Origin of the sequence: Pseudomonas sp. p99-361, from assembly GCF_003935475.1 — a bacterium.
In the GTDB taxonomy this organism is placed as follows: Bacteria; Pseudomonadota; Gammaproteobacteria; order Pseudomonadales; family Pseudomonadaceae; genus Aquipseudomonas; species Aquipseudomonas juntendi.
Genome location: NZ_RHQO01000001.1, coordinates 121173 through 145050, shown reverse-complemented (window position 1 = coordinate 145050; position 23878 = coordinate 121173). Strand labels below are relative to the sequence as shown.

Below are 23878 nucleotides of genomic sequence, written 5' to 3'. Positions count from 1 at the left end.
CATCGACGTCAACCTTTATCGAGGAGTACGCGATGACCACTGCAACTGAAGACAAACGCCCGACCCCAGACCCTGCTGAGGTGGGCGCGTTTTTCCCCTCACCGTATTCGTTGAGCCAATACACTTCGCCCACCTCTGACCTGAGCGATGCCGAGTACCCTGGTGCGTACAAAGGTGGCCGCTGGAAGGTTCTGGTCATCGGTGCCGATGAGCGCTACCTGCAAACTGCCAATGGCACCCTCTTCTCGACAGGCAACCACCCGGTAGAAACCTTGTTGCCCATGTACCACATGGACGAGGCGGGCTTCGCTTTCGATATCGCCACGGTGTCGGGCAACCCGGTCAAGTTCGAATTCTGGGCCATGCCCTCGGAAGACCAGGAGGTACAAGCGTTTTACCGCAAGTACCAGGCGTCATTCATGCAGCCGCTGAAGCTGGCAGAGGTCGTCAAGGGCTTGGGTGATGACTCCGACTACATTGGCGTGTTCATTCCCGGGGGGCACGGTGCACTGATCGGCTTGCCGGAAAGCAGCGAGGTCAAACAGGTGCTGGAGTGGGCGGCCGACCACGATAAATTCATCATTTCGCTGTGCCATGGCCCCGCGGCACTGTTGGCCGCGGGCGTGGATAAAACGGCGGAAAACTACAGGTTCAGCGGCTACAAGATCTGTGCGTTCCCTGACGCGCTGGATGCGCAAACCCCGGATATCGGCTACATGCCGGGGCACCTGACCTGGAAGTTTGGTGAAAAGCTGCGGGCCTTGGGGGTAGAGATCATCAACCAGGATATTACTGGCAAGGTGTACCAGGACCGCAAGTTGCTCACCGGCGACAGCCCGCTTGCGGGCAACAACCTTGGCAAGCTGGCCGCGGCCGCCTTGTTGAAAGAAACGTCCGGGCGATGACCTGCGGCGTAGCCGAAGTGGCGATGCAGGTGGCCCTGGCGGTGGAACGTGCCACGACGCTGGCGGGTGTCCAGGATGCGCTGCGCCCCTTTGCCATGCGCTTGGGCTACGACCGCTTCGTGCTCTTCTCGGTGCGCGCAGTCGCAGATGCGCTGGTCGACCGGGTGTACTGGGTGGAGGGCGACTGGTGGGGAGATGGGCAAGCGATCGACGCCAGGACCTACCTCACGCGTTGCCCGGTCACCCGGCATATCCTCGAAGCGCGGGCGCCGTTTTTCTGGACCAAGACCTGTGACGAAAAGGGCGAGCGTTACCGGGTGGTGCGGCGGCCGGCAGGCGCGGGTGTCCACGGTTTACAGTTGCCGGTATTCGGGCCGCAGGGGCTGGAAGGTGCGATGAGCATGGGCGGGGCGCGCATCGATAGCAGCCCTGAGGCGCGCGTGATGCTGGCCATGGTCGCTACCGCCGCCTTTCATACCGCCCGCCGTTTGCTCCAACCGCCCCTGGCGGCGAGTGCCACGCAACTTTCGGCGCGGGAGCGGGAAGTACTGCGCTGGACTGCTGCCGGAAGCCGGCAAGCCGATATAGCTGCAACCCTTGGCTTGTCGGAACGCACCGTCGAGAACCACCTGCGTGCGGCGCGGCGGCGCCTGGGTGTGGCAACCACGGCTCAGGCGATCAAGATCGCCCTGCACAATGGCGAGTTGGGCAGCCGCCCGGAATAGGGCGGTGGCCGGGTTTCAGGCCGCAAATACCACACCGGTACGGGCAGCCGCATTGCGGATATGCTCCTGCATGGCACGCTGTGCACCGGCCTGGTTGCCACGGGCCAGCTGGCGCAGGATCTTGCGGTGTTCTTGCCAGGTTTCCATGGCCCGCTCGGGGCGAATGAAGGGCAGTTTCTGGCTTTCCAGGAAAATGTCCTGGCTGGCGGTGATCACCTGCAGCATCGCCAGGTTGCCGCTGGCCTCCAGCAGGCGCCGGTGGAAGGCGTAGTCGAGGCGGGCGGCGGCGTCGAAACGGCCGGCACGCAGCTCCTGGCGCATCGCCTCGACATTCGCCTCCAGCGCATCGATATCCGCACCGGTCAGGTACAGGGCCGCCAGGCCTGCCGCGAACCCCTCCAAGGCATAGCGCAACTGGAAGGTGTCCACCGCCGATACCTGTTCGGCGTATGGCCATGAGAACGTGGCCGCCGGGGGGGCGGAGGGCGCCTGGACAAAAACGCCCTTGCCCGGTTGCACGCTCACCAGCCCTAGCGCACTCAACGACGACAGCGCTTCACGCAGCGACGCACGGCTGATGCCCAACTGCTCGGCCAGGTCGCGCTGCGACGGCAGGGCATCGCCGGGTTGATAGTCGCCTGCCTCGATCAGCTTGCGAATGGCCTGCAAGGCTATTTCCGGAACGGCGCGGGGGAGCGTGTCGAGCATCTGTTCAGACCAGTTGGGAAGCGGTCTGCGCTTTGTAAAGGCTTTACCGGGTGTCTGGCAAGCCTCGCTCCGTGCTGGCGCAAGTGCAGGGCAGGCTGCACGAAAGCGGGGCACGGCCATCGCTGGCGGGCTGACTGTTCAGACCAGTAAGACCGCGAACAGCCGCATGCCCAGGGCTTTTCCGGGGCCAGGCGCCAATGCTGGCACGGGCTGTGCAGTTTCAGCGCTAACGACCTTCTGCATACCCCGAGGCTTTCCCATGAAAAACATCCGCTCCCTGTTGCTGGCGACGCTGCTGTGTGGTGGCGCACTGGGCGCTGCCCAGGCCCAGGCCGACGCCCTGGCCGACATCACTGCCCGAGGTGTGCTCAAAGTGGCCGTGCCCCAGGACTTTCCACCGTTCGGCTCGGTCGGCCCCGACCTCAAGCCCCGCGGCCTGGACATCGACACTGCGCAGTTGTTGGCGGACAAGCTGGGCGTCAAGCTGGCCCTCACGCCCGTCAACAGCACCAACCGCATCCCGTTCCTCACCACGGGCAAGGTCGACCTGGTGATCTCCAGCCTGGGCAAGAATGCCGAGCGCGAAGCCGTGATCGATTTCTCCCGCCCTTATGCGCCGTTCTACCTGGCCGTGTTCGGCCCGGAGCAGACGTCGATCAGCGACATCGGTGCCATTGCCGGCAAGACCATCAGCGTAACCCGCGGCTCGATCGAGGACATGGAACTGACAGCGGTTGCCCCCAAAGGCGCGGTCATCAAGCGGTTCGAGGACAATAACTCCACCATCGCAGCGTACCTGTCTGGCCAGGTTGAACTGATTGCCAGCGGCAGCGTGGTGATGGCTGTCATCGCCGAGAAGAACCCGGCCAAGGTGCCGGTGATGAAGGTCAAGCTCAAGGACTCGCCCGTGTACGTCGGGCTGGCCAAGCAGGAGCCTGCCTTGCTGGCCAAGGTCAATGCCACCCTCGATGCCGCCAAGGCAGACGGCAGCCTCAACCGCAATGCTGAAAAATGGTTGAAGCAACCATTGCCGGCCGACCTCTGAACTGCCCCTGGATTCGCTGACTGATGGCCTATCAATTCGATTTCGCGCCCGTGTTGGCCCAAGGCGACCTGCTGCTCAAGGGGGCGTTGTTCACGCTCCAGCTGACCGCAGTGGGCACCCTGTTCGGGGTAGCCCTGGGCGTACTTGGCGCTGTGGCGCGTGCCTGGCGGCTCAAACCGTTCGATGTGCTGTTCGGCGTGTACGTGGAACTGATCCGTAACACGCCCTTTATAGTGCAGCTGTTCTTCATCTTCTTTGGCTTGCCCGCGTTGGGGGTGCGCCTGACGGAATGGCAAGCCGCGGTGCTGGCCATGGTGATCAACCTGGGGGCCTATTCCACCGAAATCATCCGCGCCGGTATCCAGGCCATTCCCAAAGGGCAACTGGAGGCTGCGGCGGCACTGGCCATGAGCCGCGCCGAGGCGTTTCGCCATGTGGTCCTGCAACCGGCGCTGGCCAAAGTTTGGCCGGCCCTGTCGAGCCAGATCGTGATCGTCATGCTGGGCTCGGCGGTTTGTTCGCAGATTGCCACCGAAGAGTTGTCGTTTGCAGCCAATTTCATTCAGTCGCGCAATTTCCGGGCGTTCGAGACTTACCTGCTGACCACGGGCCTGTACCTGATCATGGCCATCGCGGTGCGCCAGCTGCTGCTGTGGTTCGGGCAGCGCTTTCTGATGGGGAGACGATGAATGGAGTTCACCTTATGGGACATCGTCCGCAACTTGCTGGTTGGCATGCAGTGGACCCTGCTGCTGTCGCTGGTGGCGTTCATCTGCGGTGGCGTCGCCGGCCTGCTGGTGCTGCTGGCGCGCCTCTCTGACAACTTCGTGCTGCGCGGGGCCGCCAAGGGCTATATCGAGCTGTTTCAGGGCACGCCACTGCTGATGCAGTTGTTCATGGTGTTTTTCGGCATTGCCCTGTTCGGCGTCGATATTTCGGCCTGGATGGCGGCGGCCATCGCCTTGACGTTGTTCACCAGTGCCTTTCTCGCCGAAACCTGGCGCGGCTGCGTCGAGGCTATTCCACGTGGCCAGTGGGAAGCCTCCGGCAGCCTGGCCATGACCCGGCTGGAGCAGATGCGTTACGTGATCCTGCCCCAGGCGCTGCGGATTGCCGTGGCACCTACCGTTGGCTTCTCGGTGCAGGTGGTCAAAGGCACGGCGGTCACTTCGATCATCGGCTTTACCGAGCTGACCAAGACCGGCGGCATGCTCGCCAACGCCACCTTTGAACCCTTCCTGATCTACGGCTTGGTGGCCGTGGGTTATTTCATGCTCTGCTACCCGCTCTCGCTGAGCGCCCGTTACCTGGAAAGGAGGCTGCATGCCCCTGCTTAGAGTGTCCGCGTTGCACAAGTACTATGGCGACAACCACGTGCTCAAGGGCGTAGACCTGAGCATCGAAGAGGGTGAAGTGGTCGCCATCATCGGCCGTAGCGGTTCCGGCAAAAGTACCTTTCTGCGTACGCTCAACGGCCTGGAGTCGATCAGTGACGGCGTGATCGAAGTGGATGGCGAGTACCTGGATGCCGCGCGCGCCGACCTGCGCACGCTGCGGCAGAAAGTCGGCATGGTGTTCCAGCAGTTCAACCTGTTCCCGCACCTGACGGTCGGCGAGAACGTCATGCTCGCCCCGCAGGTGGTGAAGAAGACGAGCAAGGCCCAGGCCCGCCAACTGGCTGAGCAAATGCTGGCCAGGGTTGGCCTGGGCGACAAGTTCGACGCCTACCCGGACCGCCTTTCTGGCGGGCAGCAGCAACGAGTGGCTATCGCCCGCGCCCTGGCGATGTCGCCCAAGGTTTTGCTGTGCGACGAGATCACCTCGGCGCTCGACCCGGAACTGGTCAACGAAGTGCTCGGCGTTGTGCGGCAATTGGCCAAGGAAGGCATGACCTTGATCATGGTGACCCATGAAATGCGCTTTGCCCGGGAAGTGGGTGACAAGCTGGTGTTCATGCACCACGGCAAGGTTCACGAAACCGGTCACCCACGTGATGTATTCGCCGCGCCGCGTACGGCGGAGCTGGCGAATTTCATTGGCAGCGTAATGGGCTGAGGGGGCAGGCTTCAGAGGGGCTGCGGCGGCGGGCCTGAAGTGAACCGGCAGCGGGCATCAGCTGCACCATGCCCACACCAGTAACGCCGCCAGCCCAGCCCCGACCGCTACCGAGCAGCCGCCTAGCGACAGCGCCGCCCGGCCTTGCCGGTACCAACCATCCTGGCCAAGCTGGCGCGCCGGCGCCAGCAGGCTGCGCCAGCGTAATTCCGTTTGGTGAAACGCCTGCAAGTTCGCGGCATCTGCGTCCAGCCAGCGGCGGAAGTCGATGCGCTCGCATGCGGTCACCTGGGGGCTCTGCAAGCGCACGTACCATTGGCTGGCCACGCTTGCCAGCACATCCCGGCGCGGGCGCCCGGCCATCAGGGCCTGGTCCATGTTGCGTTCGACAGTGGCCAGTGGCAGGTCAAGGCGGGTGGCAATGCTGGCGAAGTCCAGCTGGTCGAGGCGGCTCAGCAGCATCACTTGCTGCACCCGGCGTGGCAGCCGCTTCAGCGCGTGCAGCAGGGCATTGTCGACATCAGGCTCATTGACCGCGGTAGGGTGTTCGACGGGCAGCAGCAGACGGGTCATGACCGGCTCCTTGCGCTACAAAGGGGAAGGGGTGGGGGCATCTTCCGTGATGCGTGGTCAGCGTAGGCGAAACGAGATTGATTCTCAAGTGCTGATTGCGCAAAGTTTTGTAATGAGCGTTCACGCCCTGAAACACATTTGCTACCATGCGCGCCATCACGATCTTCATTAGCCTGAAGAGCCAAAAAAAAGACCCGGCAAAAAGCCGGGTCAAAAACCGTGATTAGCCTGATGAGGAGATAATCTGAAAGCGACCTAAGCTTTCAGGTTATCCAGCAGATCTCGCGATCAGCTGAGTGCAATAATAATCGTTATCATTTGCCAGTCAAATGAATTTTCATCATTCCGGTAAAAAAGTTTTACCGGTGCGCTTCCTTGTCCCGGCAATCGGGGCCTTTGCCGTTACGCGGCCATCACGTGCTCTCCCTTCCGTTCATCTATAAACCCCGGTCTTCACGTTGCTTGTGCTCCAGCAGCGCGCGTGCCATGTCCATCATGTGCATCAGCGCGAAGGTCAGCTCGCGCTGGCTGCCGTGCTGGTGCGTGGCGGTTTCCTGTGCGGTGGCGGCAGCGCAGCGCAGCAGGGCGATGGCGTGTTCCTGGGCCTGCTCGCTGGTCACGCCTTCGTGCAGGGTCCAGATCTTGTTGTCCAGCGTCGGGCGTGGCGGGTTGGGGTTGAGGTAGTAGTCGAGGGCGCGGCGGGCGGCTTCGCTGTCGAGATCTGTTTCGTCGTTTTTCGGTAGTTTCATCCTGATACCTGCTAATGCCAGTAAGGAAAGGGATCAGGCCGATACTAATACCTGGAGTATTTGAATTGCCACCAAGAAATAATACTGAATGTTTATTGAGCGCCAGAAGGCAGTCCGTATCGTGCCAGCGATGAATATGGATAAATGGATTGCCCTCGTCCGTGACCGGATGGAGGAGCTAGGGCTTACCCAAGAGCAGCTTGCCGAGCGCGTTGGCGTGTCTCAAGGCAGCGTGGGGCATTGGGTGAACAAAAGGCGTCAGCCGAAGATCGAGTCGATGAACCGCACGTTCGTCGAGATTGGCATGCCTCATTACCACGTCAGCTTGCAGTTGCGCGTTCAGGGCCAGGTCGGCGAGGAGCGCGGTACCTACGAGGTGGATGACGATGATGATGACCTGGACCTGATGCAATACATAGTATGTTTCCGCTATCCGGTGTTGAGTTGGGATCAGCTAGGTGGTGCCCAGATCGCGGAGCCTGCTGAGTTCGAGCAGACCGATTACCTGGCTCAGGGGAAGGCGTTCTGGCTGACGGTGGAAAATGATGCGATGAGTGCTATCAGTGGCCGCAGTGTGCCGCAGGGCATGCGTATGCTGGTGGACCCTGGGGCGCAAGCTGTACCTGGGCGTCTGGTGATTGCGCGTCAGCCAGGTAAACCGGCGATTTTTCGTGAATTGGCCGAGGAGGGTGGGCAGCGGTATCTCAAGGCATTGAACAGTAATTACCCGGCCTTGTTGTGCGAGGAAGGCTGCGAGTTCTTGGGGGTGGTTGTGCGGGTGCATGGCTCCTTCTAGGTGTTTTGAGGTTGTTGTGAGGCTGGTGAGCGTAGGGCTTGATCAGTATGGCGCCTGTGAAATCGAGCGCCGCCCGCGCGGCGCATCGCGAGCTGCGCTCGCTCCTACGTTTGTTTCAGGCCAGTATGGCCTGTGACAGGCGCGCGCGACCGCCTTGTTCGTACGGCGCGGTATCGTGCCATGCCCCAAGGGGGCGCGCGCAAATCCCCCAGGCATAACTGGCCCGAAACAAACGTAGGAGCGAGCGCAGCTCGCGATGCGCCGCGCGGGCGGCGCTCGGTCTCACAGGCGCTGCAAAGCATCGCCGGCAAGCCGGCTCCCACATCTGTTTCGGGCCAGGCTGCCCTGGGCCAGCGCATGCGACCGGTTGTGAATTTCTGGGGGTGGTTGTGCGGCTGGTGGGTGTAGGGCTTGATCAGTGTGGCGCCTGTGAAATCGAGCGCCGCCCGCGCGGCGCATCGCGAGCTGCGCTCGCTCCTACGTTTGTTTCAGGCCAGTATGGCCTGTGACAGGCGCGCGCGACCGCCTTGTTCGTACGGCGCGGTATCGTGCCATGCCCCAAGGGGGCGCGCGCAAATCCCCCAGGCATAACTGGCCCGAAACAAACGTAGGAGCGAGCGCAGCTCGCGATGCGCCGCGCGGGCGGCGCTCGGTCTCACAGGCGCTGCAAAGGGTGTGGCGAACATAAACCAGCCAACCCCCCCAGCCAACTCACTCCGCCAATTCGACCAGCACCGCCCCTTCGCTGACCATATCCCCTTCCTGGCAGAACAACGCATTCACCGTGCCATCATGAGGCGCGCGGATGCTGTGCTCCATTTTCATGGCCTCCAGCACCACCAGCGCGGTACCGGCTTCCACCCGCTGCCCCGGCGCCACCAGCACCCGCACGATACTGCCGTTCATGGGGGCGCCCAAGCCGCCCTGGTGACCGTGGCTGGCCTCGGCCTCGGCGATCGGGTCGAAGGCTTCGATGGCATGCATCTCGCCGCCCCACTGCAAGTACAACGTAGCCCCCCGGCGCATCGCCAGGTGCTGGCGACGCACGCCGTCGTGGTCATGCACCAACTGCTCGCCCAGTAACTGCCAGGTGGGCGCCGCACTGTGCTCCAAACCCACAGCGTGGTCCTGGCCAGCACTGACCAAGTGCAGGCTACTGCGCGCGGGCAGGCCCAGGCGCAGGCCGCTGCGCTCGGCCCATGGCGAACCGGGGTCATCTTCGCGCTGCTGCCCTGCCAGGCCCTGCCGCCAGGCTTCGGCTGCGGCCTCCCAGAAACTGACCGGCAGCGGCTGTGGTGCCGGCAGCAACGCGGCCTGGTGCCGCGCAATGAAGCCGGTATCCAGTTGCGCCGCGGCGAACGCCGGGTGCGCCAGAATGCGCCGCAGGAACACGAGGTTGGTCTTCACCCCACCAATGGCGAATTCGTCGAGCATCGCCAGCAAGCGCAAGCGTGCCTGCTCGCGGTTTTCGCCCCAGGCAATCAGCTTGCCCAGCATCGGGTCGTAGAACGGCGACACCGCATCGCCTTCGCTCACGCCACTGTCCACCCGCCGGCCTTCGCCAGCTGTCGATTCACGGTACAGCGCCAGCGTGCCGGTCGCCGGCAGAAACTCGTTGGCCGGGTCCTCGGCGTACAGGCGAACTTCAATGGCATGGCCGATCAGCGGCACCTGGTCCTGGGTGATCGGCAGGGCCTCGCCGCACGCCACACGAATTTGCCAGGCCACCAGATCCAGGCCGGTGATGGCCTCGGTGACCGGGTGCTCCACCTGTAGGCGGGTATTCATTTCCATGAAGAAGAACGCGCCACGGGCGTCGAGCAGGAATTCCACCGTACCGGCACCGACATAGCCAATCGCTTGCGCCGCCCGTACCGCCGCCTCGCCCATGGCCCGGCGCAGTTCGGCCGACAGGCCGGGGGCGGGGGCTTCTTCGACCACCTTCTGGTGGCGACGCTGGATCGAGCAATCGCGCTCGTTGAGGTACAGGCAATGGCCGTGCTGGTCGGCGAACACCTGGATTTCCACATGGCGCGGCTTGAGCACGTACTTCTCCACCAGCATGCGTGCATCGCCGAACGACGCCTGCGCCTCACGCTGGGCCGACGCCAGGGCATCGGCCAGCTGGCTTTCCTCCTCGACCACCTTCATGCCCTTGCCCCCACCGCCGGCGCTGGCTTTGAGCAGCACCGGGTAGCCGATGCGCCTGGCCGCGTCGCGGAAGGTGTCGAGGTCCTGGGCTTCGCCGTGGTAACCGGGCACCAGGGGCACCCCGGCGGCCTCCATCAACGCCTTGGCCGCCGACTTGCTGCCCATGGCGTCGATGGCGCTGGCCGGTGGACCGAGGAAAATCAGCCCCGCCTGCTCGATGGCGCGGGCGAAGCCTGCGTTCTCGGACAGGAAACCGTAGCCTGGGTGAATGGCCTGGGCACCGCTGGCCTTGGCTGCAGCCAGCAGCTTGTCGACCAGCAGGTAGCTGTCGGCGGCCTTGGTGCCGCCCAGGTCCACGCGGATATCTGCCTCGCGGCTATGCCGCGCGTCACGGTCGATGGCGCTATGCACGGCGACGGTGGTCAGGCCCATGGCCTTGGCGGTGCGCATCACCCGGCAGGCGATTTCGCCGCGGTTGGCGACCAGCAGGGTGGTCAAAGCGGGGCGGCTCATGGGCGCGGCTCCTTGGTCTCAGCGGTTTGCCAGGCGGGTGGGCGTTTCTCCAGGAAGGCGCGCAGGCCCTCCTGGCCTTCGGCGCTGACGCGGATACGGGCGATGGTGTTCTCGCAGTAGCGGCGCAGCGCCGGGCTGAGTTCGCCGTCGTCCACTTCACGCAGCAGCTCTTTGGTGGCACGCAGGGCCAGCGGGGCGTTCTGCAGCAAGTTGTTCACCCATAGCGCCACCTGTGCGTCCAGCTCAGTGGCGGGGTATACCTCGGCCAGCAGGCCCAGTTCGCGGGCCTGTATACCGCTGAAGCGCTCGGCAGTCAGGGCATAGCGGCGCGCGGCACGCTCGCCGATGGCCTTGACCACGAACGGGCTGATCACCGCCGGGGCCAGGCCGATGCGCACTTCCGACAGGCACAACTGGGCGTCTTCGGCGCCAATGGCCATGTCACAGCAACTGATCAGGCCCAGTGCCCCGCCAAACGCCGCACCTTGGACCACGGCCAGGGTCGGTACCTTGAGCCGGTGCAGGGCGTACATCAGTTCGCCCAGTTCATGGGCGTCATCCAGGTTGGTGTTGAAATCCAGCTGCGCCGACTGCTGCATCCAGGCCAGGTCGGCACCGGCGCTGAAGTGCCGGCCACGCCCGCGCAACAATACGAAGCGCAAGCCGGTATCGTCGGCCAGCCGATCGATGGCGACGATCAGCTCGCGGATCATCTGCGCGTTGAACGCGTTGTTCTTGTCCTCGCGGCTAAGCCACAGGGTGGCGAAGCCGCGGGGGTCGCGAATCACTTCGAGGGTGCTGAAATCGCTCATGGGTCACATCCGGAAAATGCCGAAGCGGCTCGCTTCGATCGGCGCGTTCAGCGCAGCGGACAGTGCCAGGCCCAGTATGTCGCGGGTTTGCGCCGGGTCGATGACGCCGTCGTCCCATAGCCGGGCACTGGAGTAGTAGGGGTGGCCCTGCTGTTCGTACTGGTCGAGAATCGGCTGCTTGAGCCTGGCTTCGTCTTCAGCACTGAACGGCTGGCCACTGCGCTCGCTTTGCTCGCGCTTGACCTGGGCCAGCACACCGGCGGCCTGCTCGGCGCCCATCACACCGATCCGCGCGTTCGGCCACATCCACAAAAAGCGTGGGTCGTAGGCACGGCCGCACATGCCATAGTTGCCTGCACCGAAGCTGCCGCCGATGATCACCGTGAATTTCGGCACCTGGGCGCAGGCCACGGCGGTCACCAGCTTGGCGCCATGCTTGGCGATACCGCCTTCCTCATACTTCTTGCCCACCATGAACCCGGTGATGTTCTGCAGGAACAGCAGTGGGATGCCCCGCTGGCAGGCCAGCTCGATGAAGTGCGCGCCTTTTTGCGCCGCTTCGGCGAACAGGATGCCGTTGTTGGCCAGGATCGCCACCGGGTAGCCATGCAGGTGGGCAAAGCCGCAGACCAGGGTGGTACCGAACAACGCCTTGAATTCGTCGAACAGCGAGCCGTCGACCAGCCGGGCGATCACTTCGCGCACATCGAACGGCTGCTTGGCATCGGCGGGCACCACGCCATACAGCTCGTCGGCGGCGTACAGCGGTGCCACCGGGGCCAGGCGTTGCAGCTTGCCCAGCCTGTGCCAGTTGAGGTTGGCCACGCAGCGCCGGGCAATGGCCAGGGCGTGTTCGTCGTTGTCGGCGTAATGGTCGGCCACGCCACTGGTACGGCAGTGCACATCGGCCCCGCCCAGGTCCTCGGCACTGACCACTTCGCCCGTGGCGGCTTTTACCAGTGGCGGGCCGGCGAGGAAGATAGTCGCCTGCTGGCGCACCATGATCGCTTCGTCGGCCATCGCCGGCACGTAGGCCCCACCGGCAGTGCACGAGCCCATCACCACGGCGATCTGCGGGATGCCCTGGGCGCTCATGTTGGCCTGGTTGAAGAAGATCCGACCGAAGTGCTCGCGGTCAGGGAAGACCTCGTCCTGGCGGGGCAGGTTGGCACCCCCCGAGTCCACCAGGTAGATGCACGGCAAGCGGTTTTGCTGGGCGATGGCCTGCGCACGCAGGTGCTTTTTCACCGTCAGCGGGTAGTACGAGCCACCTTTGACCGTAGCGTCGTTGGCCACGACCATGCATTCCACGCCTTCTACGCGGCCGATGCCGGCGATCACCCCGGCAGCCGGCACGTCCTCGCCGTAGACCTCGTGGGCCGCCAGCTGGCCGATCTCGAGGAACGGCGAGCCCGGGTCCAGCAGGCGGTCGATGCGCTCGCGTGGCAGCAGTTTGCCGCGGGAGGTGTGCCGTTCCTGAGCCTTGGGCCCGCCGCCCTGGGCGACCTGGGCCAGCAGGCCGCGCAGGGCCTGGACCTGGGCGGCCATGGCGGCATGGCTGTGGGCATAATCCGCCGCCTTGGTGTTGAGCTGTGACTTGAGAATCATCATGACCCCTGGCGCAGATCAGCGCGTCTCGTTGAACAGTTCGCGGCCGATCAGCATCCGACGGATTTCGCTGGTGCCGGCACCGATCTCGTAGAGCTTGGCATCGCGCAGCAGGCGGCCAGCCGGGAATTCATTGATATAGCCGTTGCCGCCAAGGATCTGGATGGCTTCCAGGGCCATTTGCGTAGCCCGCTCGGCGGTGTACAGGATGACCCCGGCAGCGTCCTTGCGGGTGGTCTCGCCACGGTCACAGGCCTGGGCCACGGCATACAGGTAGGCGCGGCTGGCATTGAGCTGGGTGTACATGTCGGCGATCTTGCCCTGGATCAGCTGGAACTCGCCGATGCTCTGGCCGAACTGCTTGCGGTCGTGAATGTACGGCACCACCAGGTCCATGCAGCTTTGCATGATGCCGGTCGGCCCGCCCGACAACACCACGCGCTCGTAGTCCAGGCCGCTCATCAACACGCGTACGCCGCCGTTCAGCTGGCCGAGAATATTTTCTTCCGGTACTTCGACGTTGTCGAAGAACAGCTCGCAGGTGTTGGAGCCGCGCATGCCCAGCTTGTCGAACTTGTTGCTGCGGCTGAAGCCTGGCCAGTCGCGCTCGACGATGAACGCGGTGATGCCGTGGGCACCCTTGTCCAGGTCGGTCTTGGCATAGATCACGTAGGTATTGGCGTCGGGGCCGTTGGTGATCCAGGTCTTGCTGCCATTGAGTACGTAGCGGTCGCCGCGCTTTTCTGCGCGCAGCTTCATTGACACCACGTCGGAGCCGGCATTGGGCTCGCTCATGGCCAGCGCGCCGATGTGCTCGCCGCTGATCAGCTTGGGCAGGTACTTGAGTTTCTGTGCGTGGCTGCCGTTGCGGTTGATCTGGTTGACGCACAGGTTGGAGTGGGCACCGTACGACAGTGCCACCGACGCCGAGGCCCGGCTGATTTCCTCCATGGACACCACGTGGGCCAAATAGCCGAGGCCGGCGCCGCCATATTCTTCCGAAACGGTGATGCCCAGCAGGCCCATGTCGCCGAACTTGCGCCACATATCGGCAGGGAACAGGTTGTCATGGTCGATTTGCGCGGCACGCGGGGCCAGCTCGGCGGCGACGAAGGTGCGCACCTGGTCACGGAGCATGTCGATGGTTTCGCCCAGGGCGAAGTTCAGGGTGGGGTAATGCATGCAGGGGCACCTTGTTGTTCTTGAAATGGGTTATACCGTAGCTCATGGAGCTGTCGCCGGACCCTGTGGGAGCGGGCGTGCCCGCGAACGCATCAGCAGGGCCGCCGTCATTTCCTGAATGATCGCATTCGCGGGCACGCCCGCTTTCACAGGGTTCGGCTTCACGCCTGAGGATCGGTGTTGTTCATCACCTTTACGTTAACGTAAACCTGGCTTGGGCCGGGTGTCAATCTGATCGTCACCTTTACGTAAACGTAAATCTGCGCCAGAGTATCTCCGCTTGCTTCAGCCGTGCCCAGAACAACCACAAGAAGGGACACCCATGAGTCAACCAAGCTATACCCGCGGCCGCCAGGACCAGCCGTTGCTGACCCAGACCATCGGCCAGGCCTTTGACGCCACCGTGGCGCGTTGCGCCGATGGCGAAGCCCTGGTTTCGCGCCACCAGGGCCTGCGCTACAGCTGGCGGCAACTGGCCGAACAGGTCGACGCGTGTGCCCGCGCCTTGATGGCGCTGGGCCTGAACCGCGGCGACCGGCTGGGCATTTGGTCACCCAACTGCGCCGAATGGTGCGTGTTGCAGCTGGCCAGCGCCAAGGTCGGGGCGATTCTGGTCAACATCAACCCGGCCTACCGGGTGGGTGAGTTGGAATACGTGTTGCGCCAGGCCGGGTGCCGCTGGCTGGTTTGCGCCGATGCTTTCAAAAGCTCCGATTATCACGCCATGGTTCAGGCGCTGGTGCCAGAGCTGGCGAGCGCCCCCGCGGGCGCACTGGCCAGCCAGCGCCTACCCGAGCTGCGCGGGGTCATCAGCCTGGCAGCCAACCCGCCGGCCGGTTTCCTGGCATGGCAAGCCCTGGCCGGGCTGGCCGGGCAAACCTCGAGCGAAGCCTACCTGGCCCGCCAAAGCGGGCTGCAGTTCGACCAACCGGTGAATATCCAGTACACCTCCGGCACTACCGGTGCACCCAAGGGCGCCACGCTGAGCCACTACAACATCCTCAACAACGGCTTCATGGTCGGCGAAAGCTTGGGCCTGGGCGAGCGCGACCGCATGGTGATCCCGGTGCCCCTGTACCACTGCTTTGGCATGGTCATGGCCAACCTGGGTTGCATCACCCACGGCAGCACCATGATCTACCCCAACGATGCCTTCGATGCCGAACTCACCCTGCGTGCCGTGGCCGAGGAGCGTGCCAGCATTCTCTATGGCGTGCCTACCATGTTCATCGCCATGCTCGACCACCCGCTACGCGCCCAGGTGGACCTTTCCAGCCTGCGCAGCGGCATCATGGCAGGGGCCACCTGCCCGATCGAAGTAATGCGCCGGGTGATCGACCAGTTGCACATGGCCGAGGTGCAAATCGCCTATGGCATGACCGAAACCAGCCCGGTTTCGCTGCAAACCGGGCCAGAGGATGAGCTGGAGCTACGGGTTGCCACCGTTGGCCGCACGCAGCCACAGCTGGAAAACAAGCTGGTGGACGCTGACGGCTGTATCGTTTCGCGCGGCGAGATCGGCGAACTATGTACCCGCGGCTACAGCGTGATGCTCGGCTACTGGGACAACCCCGAGGGTACAGCGGCAGCCATCGACCCGGCCGGCTGGATGCACTCGGGTGACCTGGCGGTGATGGACGAACACGGCTACGTGCGGATCGTGGGGCGCAACAAGGACATGATCATTCGCGGTGGCGAGAACATTTACCCGCGTGAACTGGAAGAATTCTTCTACACCCACCCGGCAGTGGCGGACGCCCAGGTGATCGGTATTCCGTGCAGCCGTTATGGCGAGCAGATCGTCGCATGGGTCAAGTTGCACCCTGGCCACACGGCCACCGCCGAAGAACTGCAATGCTGGTGCAAGGCACGCATAGCCCACTACAAGGTGCCGCGGCATATCCGTTTCGTAGACGAATACCCGATGACGGTAACCGGTAAGGTGCAGAAGTTTCGCATGCGCGAGATCAGCATCGCCGAACTCGGTGCCGATGGCGCGGGTTGACGGACCAGGCTGCCCGGTTTACCCGCAGCGGCAGTTGCCCGCCTGCACCGACCTTGCGGGCGGCAAGGTCGGTAACCTGGTCTACCCTTAGGCTTTCACCGGTGGTTCCTGGTTCGGCGGGTCGCCCACCGTCGGCGGTTCGGTTGGCTTGACCGGCAACTCGTCCGGGTCTTGCTCCGGCACGGGCGGCGGCAAGCTCGGGTCGTCGATGTTCGGATCGGGGGTTTCCGGTGGTGTTGGAATGTTCATGGCCTGACCTCGCGTGGGTGGTTTGAAGAGGTACTGCAGGCTTGGACTTCGGCCAGCTGCGATTCGCTCAGTTTTTTTTGAACCCTCACGCCCGCGCCCGGCTCTGAACCCTTACCGCCACCAGCCTGAGGGAGCAAGGTCGATGTCACGAAACGAGCTTTTTGAAAGCGTGCCAATGGCCAACGATCATCCTGACCAGGCCATCAGCCTGGCCCAGGCGCTGCTGGCCCCACGCATCGTGATCGAGGACACCCAGCCGGTGCTCGACGCCGGCACCTTCGCCGCCAAGGCCATCAGCGGTCAACCGGTTGCCGTCAGCACCAAGGTCTACAGCGATGGCCACGACCGCCTGGCCGTGGTGCTAAACTGGCGCCCGGCGCACAACCAGCATTGGCAATGCGTGCCGATGCAGTCGGCGGGCAACGACCTGTGGCTGGCCGAGTTCACCCCCACCGAGCTGGGGCCGCACCTGTTCGGCATCCAGGCCTGGATCGACCCGTTCGCCACGTACTGCCACGACCTGGAAAAAAAGTACCACGCCGGCGTCGAGGTTAGGCTGGAGCTGGAAGAGGGGCGGCTGATGCTCGGCCAGGGCATTGCCCTATGCGATGGCGCCGTGCGCAACGAGCTTGAGGCAGTGCTGCAGCGCCTGGCGGAGGTGAGCAGTGACGACCAGGTGGCGCTGCTGCTGGACCCGCGCACCGCCCGGCTGATGGCCGAGGCCGAGCACCGCAGCTACTTGGCCCGCAGCCGCGATTTCCCGCTCGATGTGGACCGCCCGGCTGCGCAGTTCGCCAGTTGGTACGAACTGTTCCCACGCTCGATCACCGACGACCCGCAGCGCCATGGCACCTTCAACGATGTGCACCAGCGGCTGCCGATGATCCGTGACATGGGCTTCGACGTGCTGTACTTCCCGCCCATTCACCCTATTGGCCTGCAGCACCGCAAGGGGCGCAACAATGCGCTCACGGCCGAGCCGGGTGACCCGGGCAGCCCGTATGCCATCGGCAGTGCAGAGGGTGGCCACGAAGCGATTCACCCGCAGTTGGGCAGCCGTGAAGACTTCCGCCGCCTGGTGGCTGCTGCTGCCGAGCACGGCCTGGAAATTGCCCTCGACTTCGCCATCCAGTGCTCCCAGGACCACCCCTGGCTGAAACAGCATCCGGGCTGGTTCAGCTGGCGCCCGGACGGCACCATCCGCTATGCCGAGAACCCGCCAAAAAAATACCAGGACATTGTCAACGTCGACTTCTATGCCCCCGAAGCAGTACCCAGCCTTTGGTTGGCGCTGCGCGATGTGGTGGTGGGCTGGGTCGAGGAGGGCGTGAAGACGTTCCGCGTCGACAACCCGCACACCAAGCCGCTGCCGTTCTGGCAATGGCTGATCGCCAATGTGCGCAGCCAGTACCCGGAGGTGATCTTCCTCGCTGAGGCGTTCACCAAGCCCGCCATGATGGCGCGCTTGGGCAAGGTCGGCTATGCGCAAAGCTACACCTACTTCACCTGGCGCAACACCAAGCAAGAGCTGCGCGAATTTTTCGAGCAACTCAACCAGCCGCCATGGAGCCAGTGCTACCGCCCCAATTTCTTCGTCAACACCCCCGACATCAACCCGTTCTTCCTGCACACCTCCGGCCGGGCCGGCTTCCTCATTCGTGCGGCGTTGGCGACCATGGGGTCAGGGTTGTGGGGCATGTATTCGGGGTTCGAACTGTGCGAAAGCGCCGCGTTGCCAGGCAAGGAGGAATACCTGGACTCGGAGAAATACCAGCTACGCCCGCGCGACTTCAGCCAGCCCGGCAACATCATTGCCGAGATCGCCCAGCTCAATCGCATCCGCCGGCAGAACCCCGCCTTGCAAACCCACCTCGGCGTGGCGTTCTTCAATTGCTGGAACGACAACATCCTGTACTTCGCCAAGCGTACGCCCGAGCGCGACAACTACATCCTCGTGGCAATCAGCCTAGACCCGCACAACGCCCAGGAGGCGCACTTCGAGCTGCCGCTGTGGGAGCTGGGGCTCGATGACAACGCCCAAACCCAGGGTGAAGACCTGATGAATGGCCACCGCTGGTCGTGGTACGGCAAGACCCAGTTCATGCGCATCGAACCTTGGCACCAACCATTCGGCATCTGGCGTATCGAAAAGGCCGGTTAGGCATAGGTACCGGGCCGCCTCGCGGCCCATCGCCGGCAAATAGGCTTCACGGCAGCCACACCGCCAGCCAACACGGTCCACAGACATGCAAGGAGTCACCCATGGCCAAGCGTTCCCGCCCGGCAGCCTTCATCGACGACCCGCTGTGGTACAAGGACGCTGTCATCTACCAGTTGCACATCAAGTCGTTCTTTGACTCGAACAACGATGGCATCGGTGATTTCGCCGGCCTGATCAGCAAGCTGGACTACATTGCCGAGCTGGGCGTCAACACCCTGTGGTTGCTGCCGTTCTATCCTTCGCCGCGGCGCGACGACGGCTATGACATCGCCGAGTACAAGGCCGTGCACCCGGACTACGGCAGCATGGCCGATGCCCGGCGCTTCATCGCCGAGGCGCACAAGCGTGGCCTGCGGGTTATCACCGAACTGGTCATCAACCACACCAGCGACCAGCACCCTTGGTTCCAGCGCGCCCGCCACGCCAAACGCGGCAGCAAGGCGCGCGACTTTTACGTATGGTCCGATGACGACCAGAAGTACGATGGCACCCGCATCATTTTCCTCGACACCGAAAAGTCCAACTGGACCTGGGACCCGGTGGCAGGCCAGTATTTCTGGCACCGCTTCTACTCGCACCAGCCAGACCTCAACTTCGACAACCCGCAGGTGCTCAAGGCGGTAATCGGGGTAATGCGCTTCTGGCTCGACCTGGGCGTGGACGGGCTGCGCCTGGACGCCATCCCTTACCTGATCGAACGCGATGGCACCAACAACGAAAACCTCGCTGAAACCCACGGGGTGCTCAGGGCCATTCGCGCCGAGATCGATGCCAACTACCCAGACCGCATGCTGCTTGCCGAAGCCAACCAGTGGCCGGAGGACACCCGCCCGTACTTCGGCGAAGGCGACGGCGACGAATGCCACATGGCCTTTCATTTCCCGCTGATGCCGCGCATGTACATGGCCTTGGCCATGGAGGACCGTTTCCCGATCACCGACATCCTGCGCCAGACCCCGGAGATCCCGGCCAACTGCCAATGGGCGATCTTTCTGCGCAACCACGATGAGCTGACCCTGGAAATGGTCACCGACCGCGAGCGCGACTACCTGTGGAACTACTACGCAGAAGACCGCCGCGCGCGCATCAACCTGGGCATCCGTCGGCGCCTGGCGCCCTTGCTGCAGCGTGACCGCCGGCGCATCGAACTGCTCACCAGCCTGCTGCTGTCGATGCCCGGCACGCCCACGCTGTACTACGGTGACGAGCTGGGCATGGGCGACAACATCTACCTGGGCGACCGCGATGGCGTGCGCACGCCCATGCAATGGTCGCCGGACCGCAATGGCGGTTTTTCCCGCGCCGACCCACAGCGCCTGGTGCTGCCCCCGGTGATGGACCCGTTGTACGGCTACCAGACGGTCAACGTCGAGGCACAAAGCCACGACCCGCACTCGCTGCTCAACTGGACCCGGCGCATGCTGGCGGTGCGCAAGCAGCAGAAGGCTTTCGGCCGTGGCACGCTGCGCACGCTGAGCCCCAGCAACCGGCGCATCCTGGCCTACATTCGCGAATACACCGATGCCGATGGCAACACCGAGGTCATCCTGTGCGTGGCCAACGTTTCCCGCGCCGCCCAGGCGGCAGAACTGGAATTGTCACAGTACGCCGACAAAGTACCGGTGGAGATGCTCGGCGGCAGTGCGTTCCCGCCGATCGGTCAGCTGCCGTTCCTGCTGACTTTGCCACCTTATGGCTTTTACTGGTTCCTGCTGGCTTCGCACGATCGTATGCCCAGCTGGCACGCCCAGCCCACCGAGGGGTTACCCGAATTGATTACGCTGGTATTGCGCAAACGCATGGAAGAACTGCTGGCGGCGCCTGCCAGCGACACCCTGCAAACCAACATCCTGCCCCAGTACCTGCCGAAACGGCGCTGGTTCGCGGGCAAGGAAGGGCCCATAGACCAGGTACGGCTGTGTTATGGCGTGCGTTTCGGCACCGCCACTACGCCGGTATTACTCAGCGAGCTCGAAGTGCTCAGTGACGGCGTGGCCACCCGTTATCAATTGCCGTTCGGGCTGCTGCCCGAGGAGCAGATCAACAGTGCGCTGCCACAGCAACTGGCGTTGTCCCGGGTGCGCCGGGCCCATCAGGTGGGTCTGATTACCGATGCGTTCGTGCTTGAGCCGTTCATCCGCGCCGTACTGCGTGCGTGCCAGGAAAGCACGCGGCTGGCGTGTGGCGACGCTGACGGCGAGCTGCGTTTCGACAGCACCGAGCAACTGGCCGGCCTGGGGCTGAATGAAGAAAGCGAGGTGCGCTACCTCAGCGCCGAACAGTCCAACAGCTCGGTGGTCATCGGCGACCGCGTGGTGCTCAAGTTGATCCGCCGGGTCAACCCGGGCATTCACCCGGAGCTTGAAATGAGCGCCTACCTGACCGCTGCCGGCTTTGCCAATATTTCACCACTGCTGGCCTGGGTCAGCCGCGTAGATGCGCAGGCAGCCCCGCACCTGCTGATGATCGCCCAAGGCTACCTGAGCAACCAGGGCGATGCCTGGGCCTGGACCCAGAACACGCTTGAGCGCGCCATCCGTGACCAGATGGAGCCCACCCGTTCGGATACCGAGGCACATACCGACGCCCTCGCCGAACTCACAGCCTTCGCCGCCTTGTTCGGCCAGCGCCTGGGCGAGATGCACGTGTTGCTGGCAGCACCCACCGATGACCCGGCCTTCCAGCCGCGGCCCAGCGATGCCCACGACCGCGAACGCTGGGTGACCCAGATCAGTGCCGAGTTGACCCATGCCCTCGACCTGCTGGCGCAGCACCGCGACCACCTGGACCACGACAGCCAGGCGCTGGTCGACGACCTGCAGCAACAGCGTGACGGCCTGGTCGAGCACGTTCGCCAGCTGGCCGGGCAGGCCGAGGGCGGCTTGCTGATGCGCGTGCACGGTGACTTGCACCTGGGCCAGGTGCTGGTGGTGCAGGGTGATGCCTACCTGATCGATTTCGAGGGTGAGCCGGCCCGGCCCCTGGAAGAACGCAGGGCCAAACACAGCCCTTACAAAGATGTCAGCGGCGTACTGCGGTCGTTCGACTATGCTGCTGCGATGATCTTGCGCAGCGCGTCTACGGTGGACCTTTCCGACGCGGCACGGCAAGCCCGGCAACGGGTGGCCCGGCAGTACCTGCACCAGTCGCGGCATGCCTTTGTCGAGGCGTACGGCCTGGCCACCGCTGCCATGCCCCACGCCTGGCAGCAGGCGGAAGGCGAGCGCGCTGCCCTGGAGCTTTTCTGCCTGGAAAAGGCCGCCTACGAAATTACTTATGAAGCCGAGAATCGGCCGAGTTGGCTGGCCGTGCCTTTGCATGGCCTGCATGGACTGATCAGTACCTGGGGAGAGTCAGAATGAACGTAACAACGCGTGAAAACGGCGGCCTTCGGCAACGGGACCTCGACGCCCTGGCCCGCGCCGAACACGCCGATCCATTTGCGGTACTCGGCCCCCATGACGACGGCGCAGGCGGGCAGGTGGTCAACGCCTTCCTCCCCGGCGCCCTGAATGTGCGCATTCTTGCCCGCAAAGACGGGCGCATCCTCACCGAAATGGCGCAGGGCAGCCTGCCAGGCTTGTTCACCGCGCACCTCGATACAGCACAGCCTTACCTGCTGCAGATCGGCTGGGCCGGTGGCGAGCAGGTGACCGAGGACCCGTATAGCTTTGGTCCGCAATTAGGCGACATGGACCTGCACCTGTTTGCCGAGGGCAACCACCGCGACCTGTCCGGGCGTTTCGGCGCGCAGGCGGTGCAGGTCGAGGGCGTCGACGGGGTGTGCTTTTCGGTGTGGGCCCCCAACGCCCGGCGGGTATCGGTGGTGGGCGACTTCAACAACTGGGATGGGCGTCGCCACCTGATGCGCCTGCGCCATGGTGCCGGGGTGTGGGAGCTGTTCATCCCACGGCTGGGCGTGGGTGAAACCTACAAGTTCGAAGTGCTCGGCAAGGATGGCATCCTGCCGTTGAAGGCCGACCCCCTGGCCCGCGCTACCGAATTGCCGCCGAGCACGGCGTCCAAGGTAGCGGGTGAGCTGGGCCATGCCTGGCAAGACCACGACTGGATGGCGCAACGGGCGCAGCGCCATGCGTACAACGCGCCATTGTCGATCTATGAGCTGCACCCCGGCTCCTGGCGCTGCGAAATGGACGAGGCCGGCGAGGTCGGGCGCTACTACAACTGGCGGGAACTGGCCGAGCGCCTGGTGCCGTATGTGCAGGCGCTGGGCTTCACCCATATTGAACTGCTGCCGATCATGGAACACCCGTTCGGCGGTTCCTGGGGCTACCAGCCACTGTCGATGTTCGCCCCCACCTCGCGCTACGGCAGTGCCGAGGACTTCGCCGCCTTCATTGATGCCTGCCACCAGGGCGGCATCGGGGTATTGCTCGACTGGGTACCGGCGCACTTCCCCACAGACGAACATGGCCTGGCGCGCTTCGACGGTACGGCCCTGTACGAGTACGACAACCCGCTGGAAGGCTACCACCAGGACTGGAACACGCTGATCTACAACCTGGGCCGCAATGAGGTGCGCGGGTTCATGATGGCCTCTGCGCTGCATTGGTTGAAGCATTTCCACATCGACGGGCTGCGCGTCGATGCGGTGGCCTCGATGCTGTACCGGGACTATTCGCGCAAGGCCGGCGAGTGGGTGCCCAACCGCCACGGCGGGCGCGAAAACCTCGAGGCCATCGACTTCATTCGCCACCTCAACGGTGTGGCGGCCCATGAGGCGCCGGGGGCGTTGATCATCGCCGAGGAGTCCACCGCCTGGCCCGGGGTCAGCCAGCCGATCGAGCAGGGCGGGCTGGGCTTTGCCTACAAGTGGAACATGGGCTGGATGCACGACACCCTGCACTATATTCAGAACGACCCGGTCCACCGTGCCCACCACCACAACGAGATGAGCTTTGGCCTGGTGTATGCCTACTCCGAGCATTTCATCCTGCCCATTTCCCACGACGAAGTGGTACACGGCAAGCACTCGCTGATCGACAAGATGCCCGGCGACCGCTGGCAGAAGTTCGCCAACCTGCGCGCTTACCTGGCCTTCATGTGGGCCCACCCCGGCAAGAAGCTGCTGTTCATGGGCTGCGAATTTGGCCAGTGGCGGGAGTGGAACCACGATAGCCAGCTGGACTGGTACCTGCTGCAGTACCCTGAGCACCAAGGCGTGCAGCGCCTGGTCAGTGACCTCAACCGGCTGTACCGCGAAGTCCCGGCGTTGCATGAGCAGGACTGCCAGCCAGAGGGCTTCCAGTGGCTGATCGGTGACGATGCACAGAACAGCGTGTTTGCCTGGCTGCGCTGGAGCAGCAGTGGCGAACCCGTGCTGGTGGTCGCCAACTTCACCCCGGTTCCGCGTGAGGGTTACCGCATTGGCGTGCCCTTCGGCGAGCGCTGGCAGGAGCTGTTGAACAGCGATGCCGAGATGTACGCCGGCTCCAATGTCGGCAACCTTGGGCTGGTGCACAGCGAAGACATCGCCAGCCACGGCCAGCCGCAGTCGCTGGCCCTGAACCTGCCCCCGCTGGGTGTGCTGGTGATGAAGCCCGCCTGATGCACCTGCTGT

General features: G+C 63.9%; 19 protein-coding genes. 11 read left to right on the top strand and 8 right to left on the bottom strand.

What is annotated here, in order from left to right; genetic code table 11:
• Positions 1–32: 32 nt before the first annotated feature.
• Complete coding sequence (gene hchA, locus EGJ22_RS00610; RefSeq protein WP_029887436.1) at positions 33–905, top strand: glyoxalase III HchA; 873 nt, start codon at positions 33–35, stop codon at positions 903–905.
• Positions 902–1630 (top strand): PA1136 family autoinducer-binding transcriptional regulator, encoded by a 729-nt coding sequence (locus tag EGJ22_RS00605; RefSeq protein WP_029887435.1) that lies wholly within the window; start codon positions 902–904, stop codon positions 1628–1630. Before hchA ends, EGJ22_RS00605 begins: the two co-directional genes overlap by 4 nt.
• Before the next feature lie 15 nt (positions 1631–1645).
• Here EGJ22_RS00605 and EGJ22_RS00600 read toward each other — a convergent pair whose 3' ends face one another.
• The gene (locus tag EGJ22_RS00600) at positions 1646–2338 is read right to left on the bottom strand and encodes a FadR/GntR family transcriptional regulator (protein ID WP_029887434.1); all 693 of its coding nucleotides are present in this window, start codon (positions 2336–2338) and stop codon (positions 1646–1648) included.
• 259 nt (positions 2339–2597) lie between these two features.
• Here EGJ22_RS00600 and EGJ22_RS00595 point away from each other — a divergent pair, with 259 nt between their 5' ends.
• The 4 genes from EGJ22_RS00595 to EGJ22_RS00580 are packed head-to-tail and all read left to right on the top strand — an operon-like array spanning position 2598 to position 5438.
• Positions 2598–3383, top strand: coding sequence for a transporter substrate-binding domain-containing protein (locus EGJ22_RS00595; RefSeq protein WP_009686363.1), 786 nt, complete (start codon positions 2598–2600; stop codon positions 3381–3383).
• 23 nt (positions 3384–3406) lie between these two features.
• Positions 3407–4072, top strand: coding sequence for an amino acid ABC transporter permease (locus tag EGJ22_RS00590; protein ID WP_009686364.1), 666 nt, complete (start codon positions 3407–3409; stop codon positions 4070–4072).
• Positions 4073–4720: an amino acid ABC transporter permease gene (locus tag EGJ22_RS00585; protein WP_009686365.1), complete on the top strand. Its 648-nt coding sequence runs from the start codon at positions 4073–4075 to the stop codon at positions 4718–4720. It begins immediately after the preceding gene.
• Positions 4707–5438, top strand: a complete 732-nt coding sequence (locus EGJ22_RS00580; RefSeq protein ID WP_009686366.1) for an amino acid ABC transporter ATP-binding protein — start codon at positions 4707–4709, stop codon at positions 5436–5438. Before EGJ22_RS00585 ends, EGJ22_RS00580 begins: the two co-directional genes overlap by 14 nt.
• A gap of 57 nt (positions 5439–5495) precedes the next feature.
• On the opposite strand, the gene EGJ22_RS00575 is transcribed toward EGJ22_RS00580, so the two are convergent.
• Positions 5496–6011 carry a DUF4880 domain-containing protein gene (locus EGJ22_RS00575; protein WP_064314358.1) on the bottom strand — a complete coding sequence of 172 codons (516 nt, stop codon included), beginning with the start codon at positions 6009–6011 and terminating at the stop codon, positions 5496–5498.
• A gap of 437 nt (positions 6012–6448) precedes the next feature.
• Positions 6449–6760 (bottom strand): DUF6124 family protein, encoded by a 312-nt coding sequence (locus EGJ22_RS00570; RefSeq protein ID WP_009686368.1) that lies wholly within the window; start codon positions 6758–6760, stop codon positions 6449–6451.
• Positions 6761–6848: 88 nt separating this feature from the next.
• Here EGJ22_RS00570 and EGJ22_RS00565 point away from each other — a divergent pair, with 88 nt between their 5' ends.
• Positions 6849–7556, top strand: a complete 708-nt coding sequence (locus tag EGJ22_RS00565) for a LexA family transcriptional regulator (RefSeq protein ID WP_009686369.1) — start codon at positions 6849–6851, stop codon at positions 7554–7556.
• A gap of 711 nt (positions 7557–8267) precedes the next feature.
• Here the strand turns inward: EGJ22_RS00565 and EGJ22_RS00560 are convergent.
• Genes EGJ22_RS00560 through EGJ22_RS00545 form a run of 4 tightly spaced genes read right to left on the bottom strand, consistent with a single transcriptional unit; the run spans position 8268 to position 13822 of the window.
• The gene (locus tag EGJ22_RS00560) at positions 8268–10220 is read right to left on the bottom strand and encodes an acetyl/propionyl/methylcrotonyl-CoA carboxylase subunit alpha (protein ID WP_029886667.1); all 1953 of its coding nucleotides are present in this window, start codon (positions 10218–10220) and stop codon (positions 8268–8270) included.
• On the bottom strand, positions 10217–11032 hold the full coding sequence (locus EGJ22_RS00555) for a gamma-carboxygeranoyl-CoA hydratase (protein WP_064314357.1): 816 nt from the start codon (positions 11030–11032) through the stop codon (positions 10217–10219). The genes EGJ22_RS00560 and EGJ22_RS00555 overlap by 4 nt, the downstream gene beginning before the upstream one ends.
• A gap of 3 nt (positions 11033–11035) precedes the next feature.
• Positions 11036–12643 carry a carboxyl transferase domain-containing protein gene (locus tag EGJ22_RS00550; protein ID WP_125920053.1) on the bottom strand — a complete coding sequence of 536 codons (1608 nt, stop codon included), beginning with the start codon at positions 12641–12643 and terminating at the stop codon, positions 11036–11038.
• A gap of 15 nt (positions 12644–12658) precedes the next feature.
• Positions 12659–13822: an isovaleryl-CoA dehydrogenase gene (locus tag EGJ22_RS00545; RefSeq protein WP_029886664.1), complete on the bottom strand. Its 1164-nt coding sequence runs from the start codon at positions 13820–13822 to the stop codon at positions 12659–12661.
• Between the two features lie 322 nt (positions 13823–14144).
• Here EGJ22_RS00545 and EGJ22_RS00540 point away from each other — a divergent pair, with 322 nt between their 5' ends.
• A complete protein-coding gene (locus EGJ22_RS00540) occupies positions 14145–15827 on the top strand; it encodes an AMP-binding protein (protein WP_029886663.1) in 1683 nt (560 codons plus the stop codon).
• Positions 15828–15914: 87 nt separating this feature from the next.
• On the opposite strand, the gene EGJ22_RS26035 is transcribed toward EGJ22_RS00540, so the two are convergent.
• The gene (locus EGJ22_RS26035) at positions 15915–16076 is read right to left on the bottom strand and encodes a hypothetical protein (RefSeq protein ID WP_009686375.1); all 162 of its coding nucleotides are present in this window, start codon (positions 16074–16076) and stop codon (positions 15915–15917) included.
• A gap of 142 nt (positions 16077–16218) precedes the next feature.
• Between EGJ22_RS26035 and EGJ22_RS00535 the strand changes: the two genes are divergently transcribed.
• From EGJ22_RS00535 to glgB, 3 genes are all read left to right on the top strand, one after another.
• The gene (locus EGJ22_RS00535) at positions 16219–18237 is read left to right on the top strand and encodes an alpha-1,4-glucan--maltose-1-phosphate maltosyltransferase (protein ID WP_029886662.1); all 2019 of its coding nucleotides are present in this window, start codon (positions 16219–16221) and stop codon (positions 18235–18237) included.
• Positions 18238–18338: 101 nt separating this feature from the next.
• Positions 18339–21659 carry a maltose alpha-D-glucosyltransferase gene (treS, locus tag EGJ22_RS00530; protein WP_029886661.1) on the top strand — a complete coding sequence of 1107 codons (3321 nt, stop codon included), beginning with the start codon at positions 18339–18341 and terminating at the stop codon, positions 21657–21659.
• The gene (gene glgB / locus EGJ22_RS00525; RefSeq protein ID WP_029886660.1) at positions 21656–23866 is read left to right on the top strand and encodes a 1,4-alpha-glucan branching protein GlgB; all 2211 of its coding nucleotides are present in this window, start codon (positions 21656–21658) and stop codon (positions 23864–23866) included. The genes treS and glgB overlap by 4 nt, the downstream gene beginning before the upstream one ends.
• The last annotated feature ends 12 nt before the right edge of the window (positions 23867–23878 follow it).